Origin of the sequence: Aquaticitalea lipolytica (genome assembly GCF_014641635.1) — a bacterium.
Classification (GTDB): Bacteria; Bacteroidota; Bacteroidia; order Flavobacteriales; family Flavobacteriaceae; genus Aquaticitalea; species Aquaticitalea lipolytica.
Genome location: NZ_BMIC01000001.1, coordinates 1,347,863 through 1,372,678 on the forward strand (window position 1 = coordinate 1,347,863; position 24,816 = coordinate 1,372,678).

Consider the following 24,816-nt stretch of genomic DNA (forward strand, 5'->3'; position numbering starts at 1 on the left):
GGGCTATGAATAAAATCTTAGCTTACCCTTTAACTGTTATCTATTTGCTTTGTTTTGGATTAACACTTGTTGTGTTTCATCCCATACAGTGGTTTTGCTTTAATGTGCTAGGTTATAAGGCACACAAAACTAGCGTCGATTGGTTACAGTTTTTTATCATGCGCTCAACAAATATATTGGGAACTCGTTATACGTTTACTAACCCTTACCAAATAGATACAGACCAACCTTTAATAATTGTAGCCAATCATCAAAGTATGTACGACATTTCGCCAATAATGTGGTACATGCGTAAGCATCATCCAAAATTTATTAGCAAACAAGAACTAGGCAAAGGAATTCCTAGTGTTTCTTACAATTTACGTCATGGAGGTTCTGTTTTAATTGATAGAAAAAATCCGAGGCAGTCATTACCAGCTATTATGAAATTTGGAGAATATATTGAAGAAACAAAAAGAGCTGCTGTTATTTTTCCTGAAGGCACACGTAGTAAAAATGGAGAGCCTAAACCGTTTCAAACTAAAGGGCTAGAGGTTTTATTTAAAAAAATTCCGTCTGCTACAATTGTTCCAATAAGTATTAATAACTCATGGAAAATGTTAAGATATGGTAAATTTCCTATGGGAATTGGAAATCATTTGAAGTTTACAGTGCATCAGCCTATCAAATTAGCTACCTTTACAAATAGAGAAGAATTAATACGTACTATTGAACATACTATTTCTTCAAATATTAATCCCTAAAAATAAATTATGTCTTTAAAAAATGTACGATTGGAGGTAATGCAGCATCTGGAAAAAGACGTCGATTCCTTAATAGAAAAATATCTTATTCCTGTAGATAAAATATGGCAACCAACCGATTTTTTGCCTAATTCGGAAGGTGATAATTTTTTTGAAGAAGTTGCCGAAATTAGAGAATTAGCCAAAGAATTGCCTTATGATTTTTGGGTGGTTTTAGTTGGTGATATGATAACTGAAGAGGCCTTACCAACATACGAATCTTGGTTAATGGATGTTGAAGGTGTCGATCAAGTAGGTGGAAACTCTTGGGGAAAATGGGTTAGGCATTGGACTGCGGAAGAAAACAGACATGGAGATGTACTAAATAAATATTTGTACTTATCTGGTCGTGTTAATATGAGAGAAATTGAAAAAACTACGCAGCATTTAATTGCTGATGGTTTTGATATAGGCACAGATAGAGATCCTTATAAAAACTTTATTTACACTAGTTTTCAAGAGTTGGCAACTTATATTTCTCATAATAGAGTTGCAAAGATGGCTAAAGAGAGAGGCAACAAACAACTCTTTAAAATGTGTAATATAATTTCTGGAGACGAGATGCGCCATCATCATGCATATTCAGAGTTTGTGGAACGTATTTTTACAGTCGATCCTAGTCAGATGATGTTGGCTTTTCAATACATGATGAAACAAAAAATTACCATGCCAGCACATTTTTTAAGAGAATCTGGAGATAAAATAAGTACTGCTTTTGAAGAATTTTCTAATACAGCACAGCGCATTGGTGTTTACACATCAATGGATTATGTTGATATTTTAGAAAAGCTTGTTAAACGATGGGAAATAGGTAACATCACAAACCTATCTGATGAAGCAGAAAAAGCACGCGATTATTTAATGAAATTACCTGATCGTATGAGACGTTTATCAGAACGAATGAAAATTCCTGAAAACTCATACCAGTTTAAATGGGTTGAGCCTGCTGTTTTAAGGTAGAACTCTTTTAATATTTATAAGTAAATTCCTTTCGATTATTTGAAAGGAATTTTTATTTTTAAACTATGACTTCAAAAGAACAAATTAATAAAACCATAGCTTTTGTAAAAGAACAACTTACTAATGCCGAAGGTGGACACGATTGGTTTCATATTGAAAGAGTGTATAAAAACTCATTACTCATTTCAAAAAATGAAAATGTAGATGTTTTTATTGTTCAACTAGGTGCTTTATTACATGATATTGCTGATAGTAAATTTCATAATGGAGACGAAACTGTTGGTCCAAAAGTAGCTCGTGAGTTTTTATTCAATATTAATGTAGATAGTAAAGCTATTGAGCATGTTATAAAAATCATTGAAAACATTTCTTTTAAAGGAGGAAACGAAATTCAAAAATTTAAGTCTCCAGAACTTGATGTTGTACAAGATGCAGACCGATTAGATGCGCTTGGTGCTATTGGTATTGCAAGAACATTTAATTATGGTGGATTTAAAAACAGAACACTATTTAATCCAGATATTAAGCCCAACCTAAATATGAGCAAAGAAGAATACAAAGCTTCATCTGCTCCTACAATTAATCATTTTTATGAGAAGTTATTATTGTTAAAAGATAAAATGAACACAAAAACTGGAAAACGAATTGCTGAAAAACGACATAAGTTTATGGAATTGTATTTAGAACAATTTTATGCTGAATGGGATGGGAAACGTTAATATATCATATAACATTTTTGAAGGTGATTTAAGCAACAATCTTTTCACAGAATTACTTCATCTTTATAATCAACTTTTTGAAGATGCCGATTTAGAATTTTTTAAAACTCGCTTTACAACACAAGCAAACATTTGTTCTGTTTTAGCTTTTAAAAAAACGCAGCTTATTGGATTTAAAATTGGATATCCTATTGAAAACAATACTTTTTATAGTTGGATTGGAGGCGTAAACTCTGAATTTAGAAATATTGGAATAGGAAAACAGCTTGCTACTTTGCAAGAAAATTATGCTATTCAAAAAGGATTTTCAGTATTAAAAACCAAGTCCATGAATAGGTTTAAACCAATGATGATTTTAAACTTAAAAAACGGATTTAATATTACTAAAGTCTACACCAATACAAAAGGGCAAACAAAAATTGTATTTGAAAAACAATTAAAACAGCTTTAACTGCCCAACTTTGTATTGCTCGTGAAGAGTAGTATTTAGTTTAGGCATTGACTTACCTTTAAAATATTTCAGTCTGGCCAATTTTACTAAATCATTAATTTGTTTAGCTATTTCACCTTCACCACGCATTCGTGTTCCGTAACGAGAATCGTTTAAATTCCCTCCATGGCAGCTTTCTATTTGGTGCAATACTTTATCTGCTCTATCTGGCATAGTTTTCTTAATCCAATCGGTAAATATTTCTCCTATTGCACCATTAAGTCTCACAATAGTGTGAGCAATACCCAAGGCTCCAGCTTCAGAAACGGTCTTTGCCAATGGTAATATTTCATGGCTATTAATTGATGGAATTATTGGAGCTAACATTACATTTACTGGTATTCCGTTTTCGCTTAATATTTTTACGGTTTCTAATCTTTTTTTTATGGTTGCAGTACGAGGCTCTAAAACTCGACGAGTATCTTCAGAAAGCGAAGTAATAGACACATTTACATTTATTAAATTGTCCTTGGCAAGCTCTTTTAAAATATCTAAATCTCGAAGAATTAATGCGTTTTTTGTAATTATAGCAACTGGGTGTTTATATTTTAAAAACACCTCTAAACATTGTCTTGTTATTTTAAATTGTTGTTCGGCTGGTTGGTAACAATCTGTATTACCAGACATCACAATTGGATGTGCTTGCCAACTTTTCTTTTTTAATAATTCTTCGAGTAATTTTGGAGCATCTTTTTTAACCAAAATACGTCGCTCAAAATCCAAGCCTGCACTATAACCCCAAAACTCATGACTATTGCGTGCATAACAATATATACAACCATGCTCGCAGCCTTGATACATATTCATAGAATACATCATACCAACATCTGGACTATCAACTTTATTGACGATGGTTTTAGGAAACACTTCCAGATAAAGCGTTTTGTTTTTATCGGCTTCTTCACCTTCTTTAGCACAAAATTCGAGGAAATCGTCACGCATTTCATGACTTAATTGGAAAAATCGATTAGGAGTGTTGAGTTGTGCTCCACGACCTTTTATGGCAGGATTTGGGTTCATAATACTAAAATTAAAAGGTGGTTATTTGAAAAACTACTCTTTAAAATTAATTAATTATAAGTTTTAATACTGTTAAATTGAAAACTGGTTATAAACAAATTGTGTAGGAATTACTTTAGTAAATTTGTTGTGAGCGATTTATTCTTTACAATACTTTTCTAAGGCATCTAAAACCATATGATTATCATCACCTAGTGAAACAGCTTTATTTAGATCTTGACATATTTTAGTCATTTCTGATTTTGGAATTTCTACTTCCTTTGTGGCTAATATTTGAAAATCATTTGATTTAGATATAGTTCTACTATCACTAAATTCATGTTTTCTAATTATTGTAAACGCTCTATTAGAATATGCATTAGTAAAATAAGGTTCAATTTCTAATGCTTTATTAAAATCTGATAAAGCTTCATCAAATTGAAAATCATTTAATTTCATTGTTCCCCTTGCAAAATAACCATCAGCCCAAGTCGAATCTAACTCAATAGCCTTGGTTAGTTTTTTTATTGCTGCTTTATAATTAACCTGTTTGTATAGTTCTTGTGATTCATTATAATAATCAAATAACTTTTCACTTAATTTATCTTTAATAAAAACTCCATTTTCATAATAACTTGTTCCTTTAATTTTACCTGTTGAATAATATGAAACTACTTCTCCATCCATTTTTCCTTCGTCTGTAAAATGAGCTTTTTGTTTCAATTGTCCATTAGGATGATACATCTCCCAATCACCAACTTCTTTCCCATTCTTTAGAACCCCTTTTTGCATTAAAGTGCCATCAGCATAAAATCTTTGCTCAAGCCCATTAGAAATTCCGTTATCATATTCGATTTCGTCTGAAACCTTTCCCGAAAGATGGTATTTTAATCGTTTTCCTTTCAGTTTTCCATTAAATAGCACTCCTTCTCCCTGAATTTTTCCATTTAAATAATAATCTATAAATTTTCCCGAATAAGGAGTTGCATTTTTAAGACACCAAACACCATTTATTTTGGTCATCTTATTAGTTGTTGGAATAGCTTTAATACTATCAGGCCTTTGAATATAATCTTTAGTAAAAACATAAATAATTCCATCTAAATTTTTATAACCGATTGAATCAATTGTCTTTTTATTTTTAATAACAACAACATTATCAATATCATTTTCAGTTAAAATTCCAAACCCTTTTTTTGGCTCTTCAATTATAGGAATAGAATCTACTATATAGAGTACATTCTCGTTTTGAGATACAACATTAAATATTCTAAAAATAATTAGAAGAAATAGAACCGTTTTTTTCAATTGATTATTTGTTTTCATTTAATTGTTGGTCCTTAAGATTATTTTCCAGGAAATTCTGCTTTACGTTTTTCTAAAAATGCTGTGGTGCCTTCGGTAAAATCTTCAGTTCCAAAACACTTCCCAAATTGTTTTATTTCAACTTTGTAACCATCAACACCATCTTTAAAATTAGCATTAATTGCTTTTATGGCGCCTTTAATAGCAACTGGAGAATTACGCATAATTTTGCTGGCTATTTTTTCGCAGAATTCTAATAAGTCTTCTTGTGTAGTTACATGATTTACCAAACCATATTCTTTTGCTGTATTGGCATCAATCATACCAGCCGTCATAACCATTTCCATGGCTATCCCTTTACCAACTAATTGAGGTAAACGTTGTGTGCCACCATAACCTGGTATAACTCCAAGTGATACTTCTGGTAATCCCATTTTAGCGTTATCACTTGCTACTCTAAAATGGCAAGCCATTGCTAACTCTAAACCTCCACCTAGAGCAAAACCATTTACAGCAGCTATAACAGGAGTTGATAAATTTTCAACAAAGTCGAATAATAATTCTTGTCCTTTAGCTGCTAATTTAGCTCCGTTTTCAACATCAAAATCAGCAAATTCGCTAATATCTGCTCCTGCAACAAAAGCTTTTTCGCCACTTCCTGTAACAATAATAACTCGAGTATTTGTATCGTTATCAGCTTCTTCAAATGCATCATGCAGTTCTTCAATTGTTGCTTTATTTAGTGCATTAAGCTTACTTGGACGATTAATTGTTATGGTTGTAATACCATTATTTTCTTTAACTAAAATATTGTTGTAACTCATTTTGTAAATTAATTTGTATTATTCTTTATATAACTCTAATCCTTTAATATAAGATGTTTCAGATTCATAAAAACGCAATGCTGTTTTAACAATTTTATCTGATTTATCTCTAGGTGATTTGGTAATATATCTTGCTTTGGAATTGTTTAAATTTACAGTGTAATGTTCGTTTAAATCTTCATTTTCAGATAATAAAGTGACAATTTTTCCTTCTAAAATCCAAGTTCCTTTTCCATAAAAATTTTCTTCTTTATTTGGTTTTGAAATGGCTGAAAGATCTCTTAAAAAATGATATAAAAAAGTCCCATCTTCTTCTAAAGTAAGTGTCCATTTTATTTTTGTTCCATCGGAATTTTTAGGTTCGTTTACATACACTCCAGATTGAGCAATCATATTACCACAAATAAAAAACAATAAAACAAAAAATAGCTTTTTCATAAGTGTTTAATTTTCTTTTGGGAAAGTAACTTTAAAAACAGTTCCTGTATCTTTATCTGAAGTAAAAGTAATGCTTCCATTATACGTTTCAACAATATTTTTAACCATTGCAAGACCAAGTCCCATACCACTTGTTTTTGTGGTAAATTTAGGCTCGAAAACTTTGTTTTTGTTTTCTTCAGAAATACCATTACCATTATCTACAACAATAATGCTAACATTGTCTTTTTCTGATTTAACATTGACCATAATCTTAGGTTCTCTATCATCAGGAATCGCCTGAATGGCATTTTTAACTAAGTTGGTGACTACACGAATAAGTTGAGTTCTATCAAATTTAGCAATTATCTTTTCTTCATCAGCTAAAAAGAAAATATAATCTTCGCTAAAAATATCTAAAGCAAGCTTAACAATGTTAACCACATTAAGCGTTTCGTTTTGTTGAGCAGGCATTTTAGCAAAGTTTGAAAACGCTGATGCAATAGAGCTCATCGTATCGATTTGCTGAATTAATGTTTTGGTATATTCATCTACTTTTTGATGAATATTGGGATCATCGGGATTGAATTTACGTTGAAAATTTTGCACACTTAAACGCATTGGTGTTAATGGGTTTTTTATTTCGTGTGCAACTTGTTTTGCCATTTCTCGCCAAGCTTGTTCACGCTCACTTGTTGCTAGTTTAACAGCACTTTCTTCGAGCTCGTCTATCATGCTGTTATATGAGGTAACCAAAGTTGCAATTTCTTCGCTTGAAGACTCTATATCAATTTTTTGGTTGCGCTTTTCTAATCTTGTAGCATTAATTTTATCGCTTATTGTTTTAAGAGATTTTGTAATATATTTTGATAAAAGATATGCTAATGCAATAGCAATGAACAACATGAAAACATAGGCATAACTTAAACGCTCTAGAAACTCTTTAAGTTCTTTATTTAAAAAGTCATCGTCTTCGAGATAAGGTAAATTTAAAATAGCAATAGGCTTAAACTTTGTGTCTGTGATATAAGTATAAGAAGATTGAAACGTTTCTTCATTAACCTGAGTTTTCTTTACATACCTATGTTCGGCAGTATTGTATAATGCATTAAGTATTTCTGCATCTAAACATTTAGTAATTGAATCTGCTTCAATTGTTGCTCTAGAGGATTTTAATAATCCACCTTCTAAATCATATAAGTTAATTTGAAGTTGGTGAATATCTGCGATTTTGTATATCTCATCCTTGAAAATTAAAGGGACTTTTTCAGTTTTAACTTCCCAAGTTGTTTCTCTTATTACAAAATCTATACTTCTACGAATGTTTTCTTCTTTACGTTCTAAACGTTCTTTATGATAATCGTGAGCTTCTTCATTGTATTGATAGATGGTGACTCCTGCAATTAATATTGATGCAATTAATACCAATAGTATCATTGCTATAAAAATTCGAACTCTTAAAGACAGTTTGTTTAACTTCATGAAGTGATTTAAAAACGATTAAATATAACAATAATCACGCCAAGTCATTTACGCGTCTGGATTTTTAGCTCTGATGTTTTTATATATTTTAAAACCAAGCATTAATAATAGTCCTAAAACTACAATTCCTATAACACCAAACACCCAATTTATAGCACTTTTTAATATCACTAAAAAAACAACTGCAAAAAGTATAAATGTTGCGCCTTCGTTCCAAAGTCGCATAAAATTTGAGGTCTTAGTAACCTCATCTCTTTGTAACTGTTTGTAAAATTGATGTGTTTTAAGATGATATAGTATTAGGAGTACAACAAAAGTTAACTTAACGTGCATCCAAGGTTGATGTAACCAAAATGGTTGCAAAACAAGTAACCATACAGCAAAAACAGTGGCAAGAATTGCCGATGGCCATGTGATGATATTCCACAAACGTTTAGCCATGAGTTTTAACTGAGCACCTAAAATTTCTTTATCAGGAGACGGTTTATGAAACGCCTCTATTTGATAAACAAATAACCTAGGAATATAAAACAATCCTGCAAACCATGTTATAACAAAAATGAGATGCAAAGATTTTATATAGTTGTAATACTCCATTAATCTTCGATAAATAAATAATTCAGGCTTTTAGAGTTGAATGCTGCATTAAACGCTATAATTTCATCACTTATTAGTTTATTAAAGGCGTCTAATTGTGTTTTTATTTGAGTAGTCAATTCATCTTTAACAGCAATATCTTGGTCTGTTGGCGCGAAATCTCCCATACCTACTAATGCATTTAAATGTCCTAATTTATTAGTTAAACGTATTGGGAAGTTTAAAGGATCTTGACCACTTCTGTTTTGTGTTTGATATAAAGCCTCTTCAATTTTTGTAAACTCTTCTTTTAGGGTTTTAGATTTTTCAAGAAGATCTTTTACGCTTTCGTTGTCTTTATATTGGGTTTCAAAAGCAGTTAATTGTTCTCTAATATTTCTGATTTTTTTAATGGATTTGTGTGCGTCATCCATAGTTTTATTAACATCTGTAATAAACTTAAATTGCTTTTCCATATCAGCTTGAGTGCTTTCGGCTCTTGGATCTGCGACTATAGTAAATGATTGTGATTTTATATCATCATTAACTTTAAGATTAACTTTATATACTCCAGGAATAGCTTGCGGACCATCTAAACTTGCCCACCATAAAATCATTCCATCTAATTCCTCAGCACCATCATAAGTCATATCCCAAACAAATTGGTTCATTCCTTTTTTTACTTCTAATTTATCTTTCTTTTTGTTTTTTGTACTAAACGTTTTTATTGTATCTCCTTGTCTATCAAAATATGTTAAAGAAATAACATCTTTCTTTTCATCGTACTCTTTTAAATTGAAATAGGTAATTACACCACTTGGATGATTTGTTCCAGAAGTTTTACTTCCAGCTCTTCCACCTCCATCCATACGATAGGTGTCTTTTGGTTTAAATAACATTGTTTCGTTAGCGTTAGCTTTGTAAAGTTGGTGTAAAACAGTTAAATCATCAATAATCCATAGGCTTCGCCCTTGTGTTGCAACAATTAAATTATTGTCTTTAATAGCTAAATCTGTAATTGGAACAATTGGTAAATTCAACTGAAAAGGTTGCCAGTTTTTACCGTCGTTAAATGAAATATACATTCCTGTTTCTGTTCCTGCATATAGTAATCCTTTTTGTTTTGGGTCTTCTCTAACTACTCTTGTAAAATGCTCTGGGTTAATTCCGTTTGTAATTTTAGTCCAAGTTTTACCATAGTCTGTAGTTTTATACAAGTAAGGTTCAAAATCTCCTGTTTTATATTTTGTTCCAGCCACATAACATGTTCCTGCATCAAAAGCACTTGGCTCTACGCTATTTATCATCATCCATTCTGGCATTCCTTTAGGTGTTACATTATCCCAAGTTTTACCTCCATTTTGGGTAACGTGGATTAATCCGTCATCACTACCAACCCAAAGTAAGCCTTCTTTTAAAGGTGATTCTTGAGCGGCAAAAATGGTACAATAATATTCAACAGATGTGTTATCTTGTGTTATTGGTCCTCCTGAAGATTTTAATTTTTCAGGATCATTACGAGTTAAGTCTGGACTTACGATTGTCCAAGATTGACCTTCATTTTCTGTAACATGTACATTTTGTGAAAATGTGTACAACCTGTTTGGATTATGTTTAGAAAATATAATAGGGAAATTCCACTGAAAACGATATTTCATCCCTTCAGCTCCATGACCCATTGGATTGTCTGGCCAAACATTAATAGCTCTAACAGTTCCTCTTTTATGGTTTACACGAGTTAAAAAACCGTCGTAACTTCCTCCGTAAATAATATCATTATCTTTAGGATCGACAGCAATATGAGCTGATTCTCCTCCAGCTGTGCTTTCCCAATCATCTTCTGAAATTGACCATCCATCAGTACGATGCGAAATCCTTATTGTTGAATTATCTTGTTGAGCTGCATATATACGATACGGGAAATGATTATCTGTTGTTACACGATAAAACTGTGAAGTTGGTTGATTATGATATGTACTCCATGTTTCTCCACCATCATAGGTAACCTGTGCGCCACCATCGTCTCCAATAATCATTCTATCTGGATTTTCTGGTGCTATCCATAAATCGTGATGGTCTCCATGAGGAGCGTTATAGGTATCAAATGTTTTACCTCCATCAGTACTTTTATGATAACGTACATTTAGTACGTAAACAACATCTACATTTTTAGTATCAGCATAAACACGAGTATAATACCAAGCGCGTTGACGTAAATTGCGTTCACTGTTAACTTGCTTCCAAGTATCTCCACCATCATCACTACGATATAAACCTCCTTTATCTTTGTGTTCTACAATTGCCCAAACACGTTGATTATTTACTGGAGAAACTGTTACTCCTATAATTCCTAAAGTACCTTCAGGAAATCCTTTTTTAGTTGAAATTTCAGTCCAAGTTTCACCTCTATCTGTACTTCTCCAAAGAGCAGAGCCTTCGCCACCAGAACTTAAACTATAAGGCGTACGTTGTACTCTCCAAGTTGAAGCATATAAAATTCTTGGGTTTGTTGGGTCTATTAATAAATCAACAACACCTGCGTTTTCATTTGCAAAAAGAGTTTTTCTCCACGTTTTCCCACCATCAGTGCTTTTATATACACCTCTATCTTGAGTTGGTTTATAAATATTACCTAAAACACCTGCGTAAACTACATCATGATTAGTTGGGTCTACAGCTATACGTGGTACATGACGTGAGTTTTTAAGTCCTGCTTCTGTCCAGGTTTTTCCTGCGTCAACGCTTTTCCAAATCCCATATCCAGATGAAACATTCCCTCTAACGGTTTTTTCTCCTCCTCCAACATATATAACATTCGGGTCGCTTTTAGATACTGTAATCGCACCTATACTTCCTCCAAAAAAACCATCAGAAATGTTTTCCCATGATCGACCTCCATCATTAGTCTTCCAAATACCTCCTCCAGTTGATCCAAAATAAAATAAATTAGGTTGATTTGGTACTCCTGTTACTGCTGCACTTCTTCCTCCTCTAAAAGGCCCAAGAAGTCTATATTCTAAGGCATTGTATTGATTTTCACTGAAGGTTTGCGCATTGGTTTCTGATATAGAAAAAGAAAATAGAAAACACGCTAAAGCGATGATTGAAAATTTCATATCGATTGTGGTTTGGTTATAGAGCAATAAAAATAGTCATAATATCTTTTAGATTTAACTCTTTGATAAATTTAACTAAACTAAAAACAACTATTAATTACTCCACTTTTTTATCCATTTTGCAAGTAAGGCTACCCATTCTTCATCATCATTTAGACAAGGAACAGTTGTAAATTCTTTTCCTCCCATTTCATGAAAAATTTCTTCACCTTCCATAGCAATTTCTTCTAATGTTTCTAGACAATCACTAACAAATGCAGGTGTTGCAATTGCCATATTTTTTAAACCCTCTTTACCTAATCTCTCAATAGTTCTGTCTGTATATGGAAGCAACCAAGGATCAAATCCTAATCTAGATTGAAACGATGAAGAGTAAGTGTCATCTTTTAAACTTAATTTTTTAGCCACCAACCTAGTGACTTCTAAACATTGATGTCTGTAACAAAATTCATGAGCTGGTGAAGGTATTACACAGCAACTCCCATCAATTTTACAGTGTGATTTTGTAATATCTCTTTTTCTAATATGTCGCTCAGGAACACCATGATATGAAAACAATAAGTGGTCGTAGTTTTTACCTTCAAGATTCTTTTTTATAGAGTTTGATAGCACTTCTATGTAATCATCATCATTATAAAAGGCAGGCAAATCTGAAATTTTTAAATCAGGAAAATGCTCTTTTCTTATGTCTTCAGCTAGAACTAAAATAGTTTCAGTTGTTGCCATTGCAAATTGAGGGTATAGTGGAATTAAAAACACCTCGTCAACACCTTTATCAACTAGCTCTTGTAAACCTTTTTTAATTGTCATACTTCCATATCGCATAGCTAATGCTACAGGAAAGTCTACTTGCTCTTGAACCTTACTTTTTAAACGTTCTGAAATTACTATTAAAGGAGAACCCTCTTCCCACCATATTTTTTTGTAAGCTGCCGCAGAAGCTTTTGGTCGAGTATTTAAAATAATTCCTTTAACTAATAGGTTTCTTGCCCACAATGGAACGTCAATGACACGTTCATCCATTAAAAATTCGCCTAAATATTTTTTTACATCTTTTGGTTCAGGACTATCTGGTGAACCAAGATTTACTAATAATACGCCTTTACTCATATATATAAATTATGATGTCAGTGACATTAAATATTTTTTTGGTGTTGTACCATATTTCTTTTTAAATGCTGCAATAAAATGACTTGATGTACTATAGCCAACTTTTAATCCAACTTCATTAACATTATGTTCGCCAGACTCTAATAATTTTCTAGCAACTTCCATTTTATAGTCAAACAAAAAACTAAACACTGAATCGCCATAAATTTGTTTAAAGCCTTCTTTTAGCTTTTTTAAATTTAATCCAATCTCATCAGCCAATTCTTGAAGACTTGGAGGCTCTGCCATGCGAGCAATAATAATATCTTTAGCCTTCCTGATTTTTATCACATTAGTTTCATCAACCAAAAAAGGGCAATGCTCAATATTAGCATCTTCACTTCTATTAAAATACAAGCTTAAAAGTTCGTATGCCTTGCCTTTAAAGTATAGATTTTTAATTGACTGATTAAGATTATAGTGAATAAGTTGTGTAAGTACTATAGCCATTGAAGGCGAAATTTTTCCGTCTTTATAATACTTCTTATCCTTATTATCGTCACTTAAAAAGGTGATATAATCTGCTTCTTGTGAAAATAAGCTATGGAATTTTTTAATAGAAATTAATACAGAAACTAGCCATGAATTAGGATTTAGTTCTAAATGGATTGGTAAATCTCGTTGAGGATTATAAAGTAGTAATGAATTTTCTTCAAGAATATCTAAAGCATAACGTCCTTCATTAAAAATAAATTTACTTGATCCCTTTAAACAAAAATGAAACTGAATAAAACTACTATCTATCGCTCTTTCAATGACTTCTGTATAAATATTTTCATTTTGATAGGTTAATACAAAAAACCCATCATCAATTTTTGTTTCACTAAAAGTACCTCTAGCGACATTTTTTACATCTGAATTCATAAGAATATTTTTGCTGTTATTTAGATTGATTCTAAACAAATGTTCTCAAAAGCATTACTATACCTGCAAAAGTATGATATTTATCATAGTTTTTAAAAATAAACATATAAAAAACCAATAGCGACACTTAAAGTTCTTTTAGCGTTACTTTTTTACGATTAACCTACATATTTTTGTTTTCGAATTTCCAAATCAGGTAATGGAGCAATATCATATTTCTAAAGGAACTTACTTTTATGCCATTGGTTTAAGCTATAAAAAGGCTGATGCCGAGATAAGAGGTCATTTTAGTTTAGACGAAAATGCTAAGCTAGCACTACTAAAACAAGCCAAAGAAAGCAATATTGAAAGTTTATTGGTTACCTCTACTTGTAACAGAACAGAACTTTATGGCTTTGCTGAGCATCCTTACCAACTTATAAAACTGCTTTGTGATAACACAAAAGGAACAGTTGAAGAATTCCAAGAAGTAGCTTATATATATAAAAACAGAGAGGCAATTGCACACATGTTTAGAGTTGGCTCTGGATTGGATAGCCAAATTTTAGGTGACTTTGAAATTATAAGTCAGCTAAAAAACAGTGCAAGAGTTTCAAAAAAGTTTGCTTTATTAAATCCGTTTATCGAACGCTTAGTAAACTCAGTAATACAAGCTAGCAAGCGAATAAAGACTGAAACAAATATATCATCAGGAGCAACATCTGTATCTTTTGCTTCAGTTCAATACATTTTGAATACTGTAGAAGATGTTACCAACAAAAATATTTTGCTTTTCGGAACAGGAAAAATAGGCAGAAATACTTGTGAAAATTTGGTAAAACACACCAAAAACGAACATATTACTCTTATAAATAGAACCAAAGATAAAGCTGAGGCTATTGCTGGAAAGTTTAACCTGTTGGTTAAAGACTATTCAAATCTTCAAGAAGAAATTAATAACTCTGATATATTAATTGTTGCTACTGGAGCACAAAATCCAACTGTTGACAAACATTGTATACAAACTAAAAAACCGTTGTTAATTTTAGATTTATCTATACCAAAAAATGTTAATGATAATGTTACCGAATTAGATAATGTATCTCTAATTCATTTGGACGATTTATCTCAAATTACAGATAAAACTTTAGAAAAACGTAAACAACATATTCCTGTTGCAGAGCAAATTATTAAAGAAGTAAACACCGAATTTAATGATTGGTTAGAAACCAGAAAATTTGCTCCAACTATTAAAGCTTTAAAGCTAAAGTTAAATGATTTTAAAATTGCCGAATTAGATACTCAACGCAAAAAAATCAGTAATTTTAACGAAGAACAGGCAGAAATAATTAGTAATAATATCATTCAAAAAATTACAAATCACTTTGCTCATCATTTAAAAGATGACGATATTTCTACTGACGAAAGTCTTGAACTCATAAAAAAAGTGTTTCAATTAGAAACAACTACAAAGCATGTCTAAAATAATAAGAATTGGTACGCGCGATAGTGAATTAGCATTATGGCAAGCCAAAACTGTACAAAGCCAGTTAGAGCATCTTGGTCACAAAACTCAATTAGTCCCTGTAAAATCGGATGGCGATTTAAAACTCGACAAACCTATTTATGAACTTGGTATTACAGGAGTTTTTACTAAAATTCTTGATGTTGCTATGCTTAATAATGAAATTGACATTGCTGTACATTCCCTCAAAGATGTGCCCACATTATTACCAAAGGGCATTGTACAAGCTGCTGTGCTAAAACGTGGTAATGTTAGAGACACATTGGTTTATAAAAATAACGAAGAGTTTTTATCACAAAAACATGCGGTTATTGCCACAGGAAGTTTGCGCAGAAAAGCACAATGGCTCAATCGCTACCCAACTCATACTGTAGTTGGCTTGCGAGGAAACGTAAACACAAGGCTTCAAAAATTAGAAGAAAGCGATTGGAATGGTGCCATTTTCGCAGCAGCTGGAATTGGAAGAATTGGTCTTACACCAGAGGAAGCTATAAATTTAGAATGGATGATTCCCGCTCCAGCTCAAGGTGCAATTATGATAACAGCTCGCGAAGAAGATGAAGATTTTAGAGCTATTTGTAGCGAAATAAATCATGAAGAAACCGAAATTTGTACCACAATTGAGCGTCAGTTTTTAAACCTTTTAGAAGGTGGCTGTTCTGCTCCAATTGGAGCTCTTGCATTTATAAAAAATGAAGAGGTGACATTTCAAGGTGTGTTATTAAGTTTAGATGGATCTAAAAAAATAGAAGTTAATCGAAAAGAAAAATTAGGAAGCCACCATAACATTGCTCAATTTGCTGCCAATTATATTTTAGATAGAGGTGGTAATCGCTTAATGGATGATTTAAAAAATGTTGATAAGCAAACTCAAATCTATTCTACCAAAACTCTTACTGAAGCACAGCGTCATTTATTCAAAAACATAAAGGTTGATAGTTCTGATTTTTTAAAAATTAGTTTAAACCGAATCCCTAAACCAGTTCTGAAATCGAAAATCGATAATGTTATTATCACAAGTCAGAATGCAGTTGAAGCCATTACAAGAGTATTTCCAAAAGAAGAGTTACAATTCAAAAACATTTATTGTGTAGGAAGACGTACTAAAAAATTGATTGAAAGTAAAATCGGAAAAGTGAAACATTCTGAAAACAATGCTAAAGCTTTGGCAGATTATTTAGTTGACTTTATAGATGGTACTGAAGTCACTTACTTTTGTAGCGATATTCGTTTAGACGAATTACCAGCTATTCTTGAAGAAAACAATATAAAAGTTAATGAAGTTGAAGCATACAAAACCATTTTAGATGCTGCAAAAATAGATGCAACTGTAGAAGGTGTTATGTTTTATAGTCCATCAACGGTTGAAAGTTATATGCAAAATAATAAAGCTGATAAAATTGCGTATTGCATTGGCGACACTACAGCAACAGAAGCTAAAAAATATTTTAAAGACGTAAGAGTTGCAAAAATACCAACTGTAGAAAGTGTTATTGAGTTGGTTAATGAAAATTATAAGTAAAAATGATTAAGAACGATTTATATTTAAGAGCATTAAAAGGCGAAACTGTTGAGCGTCCACCCGTTTGGATGATGCGTCAAGCAGGTCGTTATTTACCAGAATTTCAAGAGATAAAAGCAAAATACGATTTCTTTACACGCTGTCGCACTCCAGAGTTGGCAAGTGAAATTACAGTACAACCTATTCGTCGTTATGGTATGGATGCTGCAATATTATTTAGTGATATTTTGGTAATTCCTCAAGCTATGAATATTGAGGTAGAAATGAAACCAAATTTTGGTCCATATTTACCAAATCCAGTACGTGATCAAAAGGGAGTAGATAATGTTATTGTCCCAGATGTACATGTTGAATTAGATTATGTGATGCAAGCCATTAAAGCAACTAAAGAATTGCTAAATGATGAAGTTCCATTAATTGGTTTTGCAGGTTCACCATGGACAATTTTATGTTATGTTGTACAAGGTCAAGGCAGTAAAAATTTTGATAAAGCCAAAGAATTTTGTTTTACAAACCCAATTGCTGCTCATCAATTATTACAAAAAATAACAGATACGACAATTGCATATTTAAAAGCAAAAGTTGTTGCTGGTGTAAATGCTGTACAAATTTTCGATTCTTGGGGAGGCATGTTGTCTCCAACTGATTATCAAGAATTTTCATGGCAATATATTAATCAAATTATTGAAGCTTTAAAAGACGATACTCCTGTTATTGCTTTTGGTAAAGGTTGTTGGTTTGCTCTTGGTGATATGGCAAAATCTAACGCATCTGCTTTAGGAATAGATTGGACATGTTCTGCGCGTAATGCTCGTTATTTAACTGGCGGAAATATAACACTTCAAGGTAATTTTGATCCATCAAGATTATTATCTCCACCTGCAGAAATCAAAAAAATGGTACACCAAATGATTAACGAGTTTGGGAAAGACAAATATATCGTAAATTTAGGTCATGGAATTTTACCAAACATTCCACTAGATAACGCAAAAGCATTTATAGACGCAGTAAAAGAATATCATGTTTAATTATGAAATACTCTTTATTAATTGTTTTTTTCATATTAATTGGTTGTAAAGAAAAAGTTATCCCTCAATTAGAATATGCACAATTAATAATTACCGCTTCATATTGTAAGTATGATAATGATATTAGAAAATTGAGCCCAAATTTTAAGTTATTTAAAGACGGTTTAATGATTATGGATGTTAAAGAAGGATTTGAACATATTAATACAATTTCTAATTTAAAAGTAGGTTCTTACATTATTGAATATAACACCATCTACAATCATAAGAACGAAATTGAAATTAATTTATCAAAAGATGAGCATAAAACAGTATCGCTATGTTTTGACTTTTTAGATTATGAATCTAACAAAAATGTGCTCCTTATTGATGAGTTAAAAAATGATGAATCATTAATGATTTATTTCCAATCAATGGCCTGCTTTAGTGGTTCAGAGAAAGAATTATTGATTTCTAAAATTGATAATAATTTTATATGTAAGTTTGATGGAATTGAATATAATTTAAACAATGCTCAAGTTAAATTAATAAGAGAATTTGAAATAGAATTAAGAAGCAATCATTCATATGATTGTTCTACTTTAGATAATTATGAGCTTGTAAACGAAAATTTAAAACAATCCTATCATTTTAAAGATGGAAGTTGTGTTTGGAAAGGATTTGAGAACTTATTAAAAGTATTAGAAATAAATGTACAGAGTGATGTTAAATATTAAATTTTATGTTTAAAGACATTTTTAAAGGCATTAAAGCCTACGCAGGATCTCTTCAATTAATTTCAAAACTTGGTCTTTGGAAGTATTTTGGAATTCCTATCTTAATTAGTATTGTTGTTGCAGCACTTGTGCTGATTTCTGCTTATGCATTGGCAGATGATTTTGGCTATTATTTCTCAAAACTTTGGATTTGGGATTGGGGAAAAGAGACTTTCTTCTTTTTAAGTAAGATATTGAGTGGTATTTTGATTTTACTTGTTGGTATTTCTATTTATAAACACGTCGTTATGGCGTTATCTGCTCCTTTTATGGCTCCTGTTTCAGAAAAAATAGAGGCTTATATTCTTGGTGAAGATAATCATAAACATAGAGTGACTAGTTTTAGCGAACAATTAATGAGAGGTGTTCGTATTAATATGAGAAATTTAGGAATGGAAATCCTATTAACTATTCCTATTTTAATTATTGGGTTTGTACCAATTTTAGGGTTTGTTTCAACCGTATTACTAATTCTAACTCAAGGTTATTATGCTGGTTTTGGAAACATGGACTATACATTAGAGCGTCACTTTAATTATAGTGATAGCATTAAGTTTGTTAAACAACATCGTGGTTTGGCAATAGGAAATGGTATTGTATTTATCTTGTTTTTATTAATTCCTGTTATTGGGATTATCCTTGTCTTGCCACTATCAGTAACAGCATCAACAACTGAAACTATTGAATTGCTAAAAGAGCAAAACAAACTAAAAACCTATGACGTATAGTTCAGATACATTTTATATTGAGCACTTACAATATGACGATGCACTTCATCTGAACAAACTATTAGTATCAAATACCGAGCGTTTAAAGCGATTTTTACCAAAAACATTAGCGGCAAACAGAACTTTAGAAAGCACTAAATCTTACATCATAAGTAAAATTGAAGCCATGCAATCTAACACAGAATTTGTCTTTACAATTAAAGATAAATACACCCGAAATATTGCTGGATTAGTTATTCTTAAAAACCTCGATTGGGATAAAAAACAAGGCGAGTTCGCCTATTGCATAGGTGAAAAATTTGAAGGTAAAGGCTGGATGAGTGAGGCTGTAAAAGCAACCTCTAAATATGCAATTCATACTTTAGGTTTAACACACCTTCAAATAATTGCACACAAAAAAAATTATAGTAGTGTAAAAGTTGCCGAAAAATCGGGCTTCTCATGGCGAAAAACTTTGAAATCGGTTTTTACACCAATTAATGAATCTCCAATAGATATGGAGCTTTATGAATTAAGAAATGAAGGATAAATTTTATCAATATATACAACAATTACAAGGTACAATTACATCAAAACTTGAAGCTGTTGATGGTTTAGCAACGTTTAAAGAAGATCTTTGGACACGTCCTGAAGGTGGTGGCGGAAGAACTAGAGTGATTGAAAATGGTAATGTTTTTGAAAAAGGAGGTGTAAACATTTCTGCTGTTCATGGTAAGTTACCAGAAACTATGCAAGCGTATTTCGGAGTTAAAGATGCATACTTTTTTGCCTGCGGATTAAGTTTAGTATTGCATCCTAAAAATCCAATGGTTCCAACTGTTCATGCAAATTGGCGCTATTTCGAAATGTATAATAATCAAGGAGAAATTGTAGATAGTTGGTTTGGAGGCGGACAAGATTTAACTCCTTATTACCTGTTTGAAGAAGATGTTATTCATTTTCACAAAACTTGTAAAATATCTTGCGATAAACATCATCCAACATTTTATGACACATATAAAAAGAAATGTGATGAGTATTTCTGGAATACACATCGTAATGAAGCACGAGGTGTAGGTGGATTATTTTTCGATTATTGTAAAGCTACCAACGAAATGACAATGGAAAATTGGTATGATTTTGTAACTGAAGTTGGCAATAGCTTTTTAGAAGGTTATGTTCCAATTGTTGAAAAACGTAAACTTTTACCATTTACTGAAGCACAACGCGATTGGCAAGAAATTCGTCGAGGTCGTTACGTAGAATTTAATTTAGTACATGATAAAGGCACTTTATTTGGGCTCAAAACCAATGGTCGAATAGAAAGTATTTTAATGAGTTTACCTCCACATGTACAATGGGTTTATGACCATCAACCAGAAATTGGAAGTGAAGAAGAAAAACTTTTAAATGTATTAAAGAACCCTATAGATTGGATTAATAAATAAAAACTAAAACATTTTCATAATGTATCCATTAAGAAGAAATAGACGATTAAGAACTAATGAAGCAATTCGTTCACTAGTAAGGGAAACAATCATAACACCAAACGACTTTTTAGTACCATTATTTGTAGTAGAAGGCAAAGGTGTAAAAGAAGAAATTGCTTCAATGCCTAATTACTACAGGTATAGTTTAGACTTGCTAGAAAAAGAAGTGAAAGAACTATGGAAACTTGGTTTAAAATCGGTGTTACTTTTTGTAAAAGTGCCAGGTAATTTAAAAGATAATAAAGGTACTGAAGCTTTAAACCCAAACGGATTAATGCAACGTGCTATAAAAACTGTGAAAAATGTATGTCCAGATATGCTTGTGATGACTGATGTAGCACTTGACCCTTATTCTTCTTATGGACACGATGGTATTATAGAAAATGGCATTATCCTTAATGATGAAACAGCAGACATTTTAGCCGAAATGAGTGTCTCTCACGCTAAAGCAGGAGCTAATTTTGTAGCACCAAGCGATATGATGGATGGACGTATTTTAACCATTCGTGAAGCTTTGGAAGACGAAGGTTTTATCGATACAGGAATTATGAGTTACTCAGCAAAATATGCATCTGCTTTTTATGGCCCTTTTCGTGATGCTTTAGATTCTGCTCCTGTGAATATGAAAAACATTCCGAAGGATAAAAAAACATATCAAATGGATTATGCCAACCGTTTTGAAGCCATCAGAGAAACCGAAATGGATATTGATGAAGGTGCAGATATCGTAATGGTAAAACCAGGATTATGCTACTTAGATATTGTTCGCGAAATTAAAAACGAAGTTGATGTTCCTGTGGCTGTATATCAAGTTTCTGGAGAATATGCAATGCTTAAAGCTGCAGCCGAAAAAGGTTGGTTAGACCACGATGCTGTTATGATGGAGCAAATCACTGCAATTAAACGTGCTGGTGCAGATGTTATTGCAAGTTATTTTGCTAAAGATGTTGTGAAATTGATTTCGTAAATCAATGAAAAAAGTACTATTCATATCAAGTCTGATTATTGTTTTGGGTAGTGCGTTGACTTATTTTGTTTTAAAAGAAAATCAACAGTTAAGTTCTAATATGAAGAATCCAGAGTTTTTTTGTGGTACAGAAGACTCATTCCCTGAAGAATTATCAGAGGGGAAAAATTTATTCAATATAAATTGTGCTGCTTGTCATAAATTGAATAAAATTTCAGACCCTCCGATTCTTGAGAATAACATCAAAAATTATTCACTTGAAAGTTTTCAAAAATTCGTTCATAATGAAGAACGAAATAGAGAAAATATATTTGAGCCAACAGAATGTATGCCTTTTCCTAATCTAAAACAGGAAGAATTAGAAAACATATATAACTATATCATATATTCCGTAAATTAGCATCAAACGAAACAATCTAATGACGCTACTTATATTTTACGCTTTTATTTCTATATTTTTTTCTTTTCTCTGCTCCATTCTTGAAGCAGTACTTTTAAGTGTTACATCAACATTTATCAACCTCAAAAAAAAAGAAGGAATGCGCTATGCTTCAACCCTTGAAGCTCTTAAAAAAGATGTTGACAAACCACTAATTGCTATTCTTACACTAAACACCATTGCTCATACAGTTGGTGCCATTTTAGTTGGTGTACAGGCAGAAAAAGTTTTTGGTACTGGAGATAATTCTATAATGATAGTCTCTGCAATAATGACCTTTTTAATATTGGTACTTTCTGAAATCATTCCAAAAACCATTGGAGCTACCTACTGGAAAAGTTTAGCCGGTTTTTCATCAACAGCACTAAATGTTCTTATTTTTCCTTTAAAATACACAGGAATACTCTGGTTATTACAGCTTACCACTAAACTAATTGGAGGTAAAGGACATGCAAGCGGTTTAAGTCGTGAAGGTTTTATTGCTATGACAGATATTGCTCACGAAGAAGGTGTTTTTCATGAATCAGAAAGTAAGGTCATAAAAAACCTACTAAATTTTAAAGAGGTTTTGGCAAAAGACATCATGACACCTCGTACGATGATGATTACCGAAAACGAAACCCAAACCATTGAAAAGTTTTTTTTAGAACATCCTAACCTTAGAGTATCCAGAATTCCAGTATATTCAGAACATATTGATAACGTAACAGGATTGGTCTTAAAAGATGATGTTTTTAAAGAAATGGCCTATAAAAATGGTAAAAAAACATTATCAGATATTAAAAGAGACATCATTATTGTTAGCAGACGTATTGCAATTCCAAAATTGTTTGAAAAACTTGTTGATAGTAAAAACCACATGGCTTTGGTAGTTGACGAATTTGGTTCTGTTAGTGGTCTTGTTACAATGGAAGATGTTATAGAAACACTTTTAGGTTTAGAGATAATGGACGAAAGCGATAGTGTTGCCGATTTACAATCGCTTGCAAGGCAAAACTGGGAAGCAAGAGCCAAACGATTGGGAATGATTGATGATGACATCAAATCGAAAACTAAAAAGTAATGGTAGAATGCATTATCAAATCGCCATTAGGATACACTAAAATTGTCGGTGATGAAGAAGGTGTTTCTTCTGTTGTTGTTTTAAATTCTGAAGAAAAAGAAACTGATATTATTCCTGTAGAATTAGAAGATTGTGTCATTCAACTTAATGAATATTTTGCAGGAGACCGAACACTTTTCGATCTTAAACTCAATCCTGAAGGGACTACATTTCAAAAACAAGTTTGGAATGCACTTCAAACCATCCCTTATGGAAAAACATTGTCTTATTTAGAACTATCAAAACAACTTGGTGATGTTAAAGCTATAAGAGCTGTTGCCAATGCTAATGGTAAAAACCCTCTTTGGATTATAGTGCCTTGCCACAGAGTCATTGGTAGTGATGGGAGTCTTACTGGCTATGCTGGAGGATTGCATCGCAAACAATGGCTATTAGAACACGAGAGTCCTTATAAGCAACAATCTTTATTTTAATTTCTTATATTTAATTCCTTAAAATAAATGAAATGAAATTCTTCAAAAAATTCTTGAAATGGACCATAATTATAGTAGGTCTAATAGTAGCAACATTATACATTACAGATACAGATTATTTGCTTAAAGCGGTTAGAACCATTTATCTTAAAGGTTATACTACTGCATATTTAGAAGATTATAAAGAGTTTGATAATGAAGTTGTCAATAACGGAACGCCTCAACCTTGGCCTAATCATAAAAATTATAACTCAGTTAAAGAAACTGATAAGCTAAACGAGATTAATAAAGCCAACGGAACCATAGCATACGTCATTATCAAAAACGATAGTATTTGGTTTGAAAACTATTATGATGGATTTGGTGAAGACTCAAAAAGCAACTCTTTTTCCATGGCAAAAAGTTATGTCTCTGGATTAATGGGAAAAGCAATAGAGCAAGGATATATTAAAAGTCTTGATCAACCTGTTGGCGATTTCTTTCCAGAATTTAGTGAAGGTTTGGCAGCAAAAATGACTGTTGGCGATTTATCGTCAATGGCTTCTGGCACTAATTGGGATGAAGCCTATTACTCACCACTATCAATTACTACTAGAGCTTATTTTGATGATGATTTAGAAAAAGTAATTCTTGGGCTTAAAGTTGTTAATGAGCCAGGAACAGCTTACAAATATGCTAGTGGTGATACTCAATTACTAGCTATGGTAATAGAAAAAGCGACAGGTAAAAAACTATACGATTACTTAACTGAAAGTTTCTGGAAACCTCTTGGTTCTGAAAACTCTACTTTATGGCAGGTTGATAGCGAAGCACATGATTTAGTAAAAGCTTATTGCTGTATTGCAAGTAATGCAAAAGATTTTGCGCGTTTTGGAAAACTTTATAAAGATCATGGAAAATGGAATGGCATACAGGTTTTAGATTCTGCTTTTATAGCTAAATCTGTTACGCCTCGTTTTGCTGCAAGTCCAGAATATGGATATGGTTGGTGGCTTAAAAATGTTGGTGATAAACAATTTTTTATGATGCGTGGTCATCTTGGACAATACGTTATTGTTGAGCCAAATGACAATGTAATTATTGTTAGACTTGGACATTCTAAAGGCGCTGGTGACGCTATTGCAACGTTTACAGATGATATAACTACTTATATTGATGAGGCTTATAAAATGCTTGAAAAATAAT

General features: G+C 32.0%; 25 protein-coding genes. 16 read left to right on the forward strand and 9 right to left on the reverse strand.

The window, feature by feature from the left end; genetic code table 11:
• Nucleotides 1–5 precede the first annotated feature (5 nt).
• From IEW41_RS06275 to IEW41_RS06290, 4 genes are all read left to right on the forward strand, one after another.
• The gene (locus tag IEW41_RS06275) at nucleotides 6–743 is read left to right on the forward strand and encodes a lysophospholipid acyltransferase family protein (RefSeq protein WP_188605440.1); all 738 of its coding nucleotides are present in this window, start codon (nucleotides 6–8) and stop codon (nucleotides 741–743) included.
• Between the two features lie 9 nt (nucleotides 744–752).
• Entirely contained in the window at nucleotides 753–1,742 is a 990-nt protein-coding gene (locus IEW41_RS06280) for an acyl-ACP desaturase (protein WP_188605441.1), read from the forward strand.
• A gap of 65 nt (nucleotides 1,743–1,807) precedes the next feature.
• Complete coding sequence (locus IEW41_RS06285) at nucleotides 1,808–2,461, forward strand: HD domain-containing protein (RefSeq protein ID WP_188605442.1); 654 nt, start codon at nucleotides 1,808–1,810, stop codon at nucleotides 2,459–2,461.
• Entirely contained in the window at nucleotides 2,448–2,912 is a 465-nt protein-coding gene (locus tag IEW41_RS06290; RefSeq protein ID WP_188605443.1) for a GNAT family N-acetyltransferase, read from the forward strand. The genes IEW41_RS06285 and IEW41_RS06290 overlap by 14 nt, the downstream gene beginning before the upstream one ends.
• On the opposite strand, the gene IEW41_RS06295 is transcribed toward IEW41_RS06290, so the two are convergent.
• The 9 genes from IEW41_RS06295 to IEW41_RS06335 form a co-directional block, all read right to left on the reverse strand.
• On the reverse strand, nucleotides 2,898–3,971 hold the full coding sequence (locus tag IEW41_RS06295; RefSeq protein WP_188605444.1) for a PA0069 family radical SAM protein: 1,074 nt from the start codon (nucleotides 3,969–3,971) through the stop codon (nucleotides 2,898–2,900). The genes IEW41_RS06290 and IEW41_RS06295 overlap by 15 nt on opposite strands.
• 138 nt (nucleotides 3,972–4,109) lie before the next feature.
• Nucleotides 4,110–5,276, reverse strand: a complete 1,167-nt coding sequence (locus IEW41_RS06300; RefSeq protein WP_188605445.1) for a toxin-antitoxin system YwqK family antitoxin — start codon at nucleotides 5,274–5,276, stop codon at nucleotides 4,110–4,112.
• Nucleotides 5,277–5,296: 20 nt separating this feature from the next.
• Nucleotides 5,297–6,079, reverse strand: a complete 783-nt coding sequence (locus tag IEW41_RS06305) for an enoyl-CoA hydratase/isomerase family protein (RefSeq protein WP_188605446.1) — start codon at nucleotides 6,077–6,079, stop codon at nucleotides 5,297–5,299.
• Between the two features lie 18 nt (nucleotides 6,080–6,097).
• Nucleotides 6,098–6,517, reverse strand: a complete 420-nt coding sequence (locus IEW41_RS06310) for a copper resistance protein NlpE N-terminal domain-containing protein (RefSeq protein ID WP_188605447.1) — start codon at nucleotides 6,515–6,517, stop codon at nucleotides 6,098–6,100.
• A 6-nt stretch (nucleotides 6,518–6,523) separates the two neighbouring features.
• Complete coding sequence (locus IEW41_RS06315; protein WP_188605448.1) at nucleotides 6,524–7,978, reverse strand: sensor histidine kinase; 1,455 nt, start codon at nucleotides 7,976–7,978, stop codon at nucleotides 6,524–6,526.
• A gap of 48 nt (nucleotides 7,979–8,026) precedes the next feature.
• Nucleotides 8,027–8,575: a CopD family protein gene (locus IEW41_RS06320; protein ID WP_188605449.1), complete on the reverse strand. Its 549-nt coding sequence runs from the start codon at nucleotides 8,573–8,575 to the stop codon at nucleotides 8,027–8,029.
• Entirely contained in the window at nucleotides 8,575–11,670 is a 3,096-nt protein-coding gene (locus tag IEW41_RS06325) for a WD40/YVTN/BNR-like repeat-containing protein (protein WP_188605450.1), read from the reverse strand. Before IEW41_RS06325 ends, IEW41_RS06320 begins: the two co-directional genes overlap by 1 nt.
• Nucleotides 11,671–11,763: 93 nt before the next feature.
• A complete protein-coding gene (gene hemH, locus IEW41_RS06330; RefSeq protein ID WP_188605451.1) occupies nucleotides 11,764–12,780 on the reverse strand; it encodes a ferrochelatase in 1,017 nt (338 codons plus the stop codon).
• A gap of 9 nt (nucleotides 12,781–12,789) precedes the next feature.
• On the reverse strand, nucleotides 12,790–13,683 hold the full coding sequence (locus IEW41_RS06335; RefSeq protein ID WP_188605452.1) for a helix-turn-helix transcriptional regulator: 894 nt from the start codon (nucleotides 13,681–13,683) through the stop codon (nucleotides 12,790–12,792).
• A 199-nt stretch (nucleotides 13,684–13,882) separates the two neighbouring features.
• On the opposite strand from IEW41_RS06335, the gene hemA reads away from it, so the two are divergent.
• From hemA to IEW41_RS06395, 12 genes are read left to right on the forward strand one after another with little or no spacing between them, the layout of a single operon-like run.
• Entirely contained in the window at nucleotides 13,883–15,145 is a 1,263-nt protein-coding gene (gene hemA / locus IEW41_RS06340; protein WP_188605453.1) for a glutamyl-tRNA reductase, read from the forward strand.
• Nucleotides 15,138–16,709 carry a hydroxymethylbilane synthase gene (gene hemC / locus IEW41_RS06345; protein WP_188605454.1) on the forward strand — a complete coding sequence of 524 codons (1,572 nt, stop codon included), beginning with the start codon at nucleotides 15,138–15,140 and terminating at the stop codon, nucleotides 16,707–16,709. The genes hemA and hemC overlap by 8 nt, the downstream gene beginning before the upstream one ends.
• Nucleotides 16,710–16,711: 2 nt before the next feature.
• On the forward strand, nucleotides 16,712–17,737 hold the full coding sequence (gene hemE, locus IEW41_RS06350; protein ID WP_188605455.1) for a uroporphyrinogen decarboxylase: 1,026 nt from the start codon (nucleotides 16,712–16,714) through the stop codon (nucleotides 17,735–17,737).
• 2 nt (nucleotides 17,738–17,739) lie between these two features.
• A complete protein-coding gene (locus IEW41_RS06355; RefSeq protein WP_188605456.1) occupies nucleotides 17,740–18,453 on the forward strand; it encodes a hypothetical protein in 714 nt (237 codons plus the stop codon).
• A 5-nt stretch (nucleotides 18,454–18,458) separates the two neighbouring features.
• Nucleotides 18,459–19,220, forward strand: coding sequence for an EI24 domain-containing protein (locus IEW41_RS06360; protein ID WP_188605457.1), 762 nt, complete (start codon nucleotides 18,459–18,461; stop codon nucleotides 19,218–19,220).
• Nucleotides 19,210–19,749 carry a GNAT family N-acetyltransferase gene (locus IEW41_RS06365; RefSeq protein ID WP_188605458.1) on the forward strand — a complete coding sequence of 180 codons (540 nt, stop codon included), beginning with the start codon at nucleotides 19,210–19,212 and terminating at the stop codon, nucleotides 19,747–19,749. The genes IEW41_RS06360 and IEW41_RS06365 overlap by 11 nt, the downstream gene beginning before the upstream one ends.
• Nucleotides 19,739–20,647 (forward strand): oxygen-dependent coproporphyrinogen oxidase, encoded by a 909-nt coding sequence (gene hemF, locus IEW41_RS06370; RefSeq protein WP_188605459.1) that lies wholly within the window; start codon nucleotides 19,739–19,741, stop codon nucleotides 20,645–20,647. The genes IEW41_RS06365 and hemF overlap by 11 nt, the downstream gene beginning before the upstream one ends.
• A 19-nt stretch (nucleotides 20,648–20,666) precedes the next feature.
• A complete protein-coding gene (hemB, locus tag IEW41_RS06375; RefSeq protein WP_188605460.1) occupies nucleotides 20,667–21,656 on the forward strand; it encodes a porphobilinogen synthase in 990 nt (329 codons plus the stop codon).
• A 4-nt stretch (nucleotides 21,657–21,660) separates the two neighbouring features.
• Nucleotides 21,661–22,056: a c-type cytochrome gene (locus IEW41_RS06380; protein WP_188605461.1), complete on the forward strand. Its 396-nt coding sequence runs from the start codon at nucleotides 21,661–21,663 to the stop codon at nucleotides 22,054–22,056.
• Between the two features lie 19 nt (nucleotides 22,057–22,075).
• Nucleotides 22,076–23,158, forward strand: coding sequence for a CNNM domain-containing protein (locus IEW41_RS06385; RefSeq protein ID WP_188605462.1), 1,083 nt, complete (start codon nucleotides 22,076–22,078; stop codon nucleotides 23,156–23,158).
• Nucleotides 23,158–23,631: a methylated-DNA--[protein]-cysteine S-methyltransferase gene (locus IEW41_RS06390; protein WP_188605463.1), complete on the forward strand. Its 474-nt coding sequence runs from the start codon at nucleotides 23,158–23,160 to the stop codon at nucleotides 23,629–23,631. The genes IEW41_RS06385 and IEW41_RS06390 overlap by 1 nt, the downstream gene beginning before the upstream one ends.
• A 32-nt stretch (nucleotides 23,632–23,663) precedes the next feature.
• Nucleotides 23,664–24,815 (forward strand): serine hydrolase domain-containing protein, encoded by a 1,152-nt coding sequence (locus IEW41_RS06395; RefSeq protein WP_188605464.1) that lies wholly within the window; start codon nucleotides 23,664–23,666, stop codon nucleotides 24,813–24,815.
• Nucleotide 24,816 lies beyond the last annotated feature (1 nt).

What these genes read in the sequence shown, in the direction of transcription:
- IEW41_RS06310 (WP_188605447.1), bottom strand. Translation starts at nt 6,517, where the DNA reads ATGAAAAAGCTATTTTTTGTTTTATTGTTTTTTATTTGTGGTAATATG.
- hemA (WP_188605453.1), top strand. Translation starts at nt 13,883, where the DNA reads ATGGAGCAATATCATATTTCTAAAGGAACTTACTTTTATGCCATTGGT.
- IEW41_RS06380 (WP_188605461.1), top strand. Translation starts at nt 21,661, where the DNA reads ATGAAAAAAGTACTATTCATATCAAGTCTGATTATTGTTTTGGGTAGT.
- hemB (WP_188605460.1), top strand. Translation starts at nt 20,667, where the DNA reads ATGTATCCATTAAGAAGAAATAGACGATTAAGAACTAATGAAGCAATT.
- IEW41_RS06275 (WP_188605440.1), top strand. Translation starts at nt 6, where the DNA reads ATGAATAAAATCTTAGCTTACCCTTTAACTGTTATCTATTTGCTTTGT.
- IEW41_RS06385 (WP_188605462.1), top strand. Translation starts at nt 22,076, where the DNA reads ATGACGCTACTTATATTTTACGCTTTTATTTCTATATTTTTTTCTTTT.
- IEW41_RS06295 (WP_188605444.1), bottom strand. Translation starts at nt 3,971, where the DNA reads ATGAACCCAAATCCTGCCATAAAAGGTCGTGGAGCACAACTCAACACT.
- IEW41_RS06355 (WP_188605456.1), top strand. Translation starts at nt 17,740, where the DNA reads ATGAAATACTCTTTATTAATTGTTTTTTTCATATTAATTGGTTGTAAA.
- hemC (WP_188605454.1), top strand. Translation starts at nt 15,138, where the DNA reads ATGTCTAAAATAATAAGAATTGGTACGCGCGATAGTGAATTAGCATTA.
- IEW41_RS06280 (WP_188605441.1), top strand. Translation starts at nt 753, where the DNA reads ATGTCTTTAAAAAATGTACGATTGGAGGTAATGCAGCATCTGGAAAAA.
- IEW41_RS06395 (WP_188605464.1), top strand. Translation starts at nt 23,664, where the DNA reads ATGAAATTCTTCAAAAAATTCTTGAAATGGACCATAATTATAGTAGGT.
- IEW41_RS06290 (WP_188605443.1), top strand. Translation starts at nt 2,448, where the DNA reads ATGGGAAACGTTAATATATCATATAACATTTTTGAAGGTGATTTAAGC.
- IEW41_RS06360 (WP_188605457.1), top strand. Translation starts at nt 18,459, where the DNA reads ATGTTTAAAGACATTTTTAAAGGCATTAAAGCCTACGCAGGATCTCTT.
- IEW41_RS06335 (WP_188605452.1), bottom strand. Translation starts at nt 13,683, where the DNA reads ATGAATTCAGATGTAAAAAATGTCGCTAGAGGTACTTTTAGTGAAACA.
- IEW41_RS06390 (WP_188605463.1), top strand. Translation starts at nt 23,158, where the DNA reads ATGGTAGAATGCATTATCAAATCGCCATTAGGATACACTAAAATTGTC.
- IEW41_RS06285 (WP_188605442.1), top strand. Translation starts at nt 1,808, where the DNA reads ATGACTTCAAAAGAACAAATTAATAAAACCATAGCTTTTGTAAAAGAA.
- IEW41_RS06300 (WP_188605445.1), bottom strand. Translation starts at nt 5,276, where the DNA reads ATGAAAACAAATAATCAATTGAAAAAAACGGTTCTATTTCTTCTAATT.
- IEW41_RS06305 (WP_188605446.1), bottom strand. Translation starts at nt 6,079, where the DNA reads ATGAGTTACAACAATATTTTAGTTAAAGAAAATAATGGTATTACAACC.
- hemE (WP_188605455.1), top strand. Translation starts at nt 16,712, where the DNA reads ATGATTAAGAACGATTTATATTTAAGAGCATTAAAAGGCGAAACTGTT.
- hemH (WP_188605451.1), bottom strand. Translation starts at nt 12,780, where the DNA reads ATGAGTAAAGGCGTATTATTAGTAAATCTTGGTTCACCAGATAGTCCT.
- IEW41_RS06365 (WP_188605458.1), top strand. Translation starts at nt 19,210, where the DNA reads ATGACGTATAGTTCAGATACATTTTATATTGAGCACTTACAATATGAC.
- IEW41_RS06325 (WP_188605450.1), bottom strand. Translation starts at nt 11,670, where the DNA reads ATGAAATTTTCAATCATCGCTTTAGCGTGTTTTCTATTTTCTTTTTCT.
- IEW41_RS06320 (WP_188605449.1), bottom strand. Translation starts at nt 8,575, where the DNA reads ATGGAGTATTACAACTATATAAAATCTTTGCATCTCATTTTTGTTATA.
- hemF (WP_188605459.1), top strand. Translation starts at nt 19,739, where the DNA reads ATGAAGGATAAATTTTATCAATATATACAACAATTACAAGGTACAATT.
- IEW41_RS06315 (WP_188605448.1), bottom strand. Translation starts at nt 7,978, where the DNA reads ATGAAGTTAAACAAACTGTCTTTAAGAGTTCGAATTTTTATAGCAATG.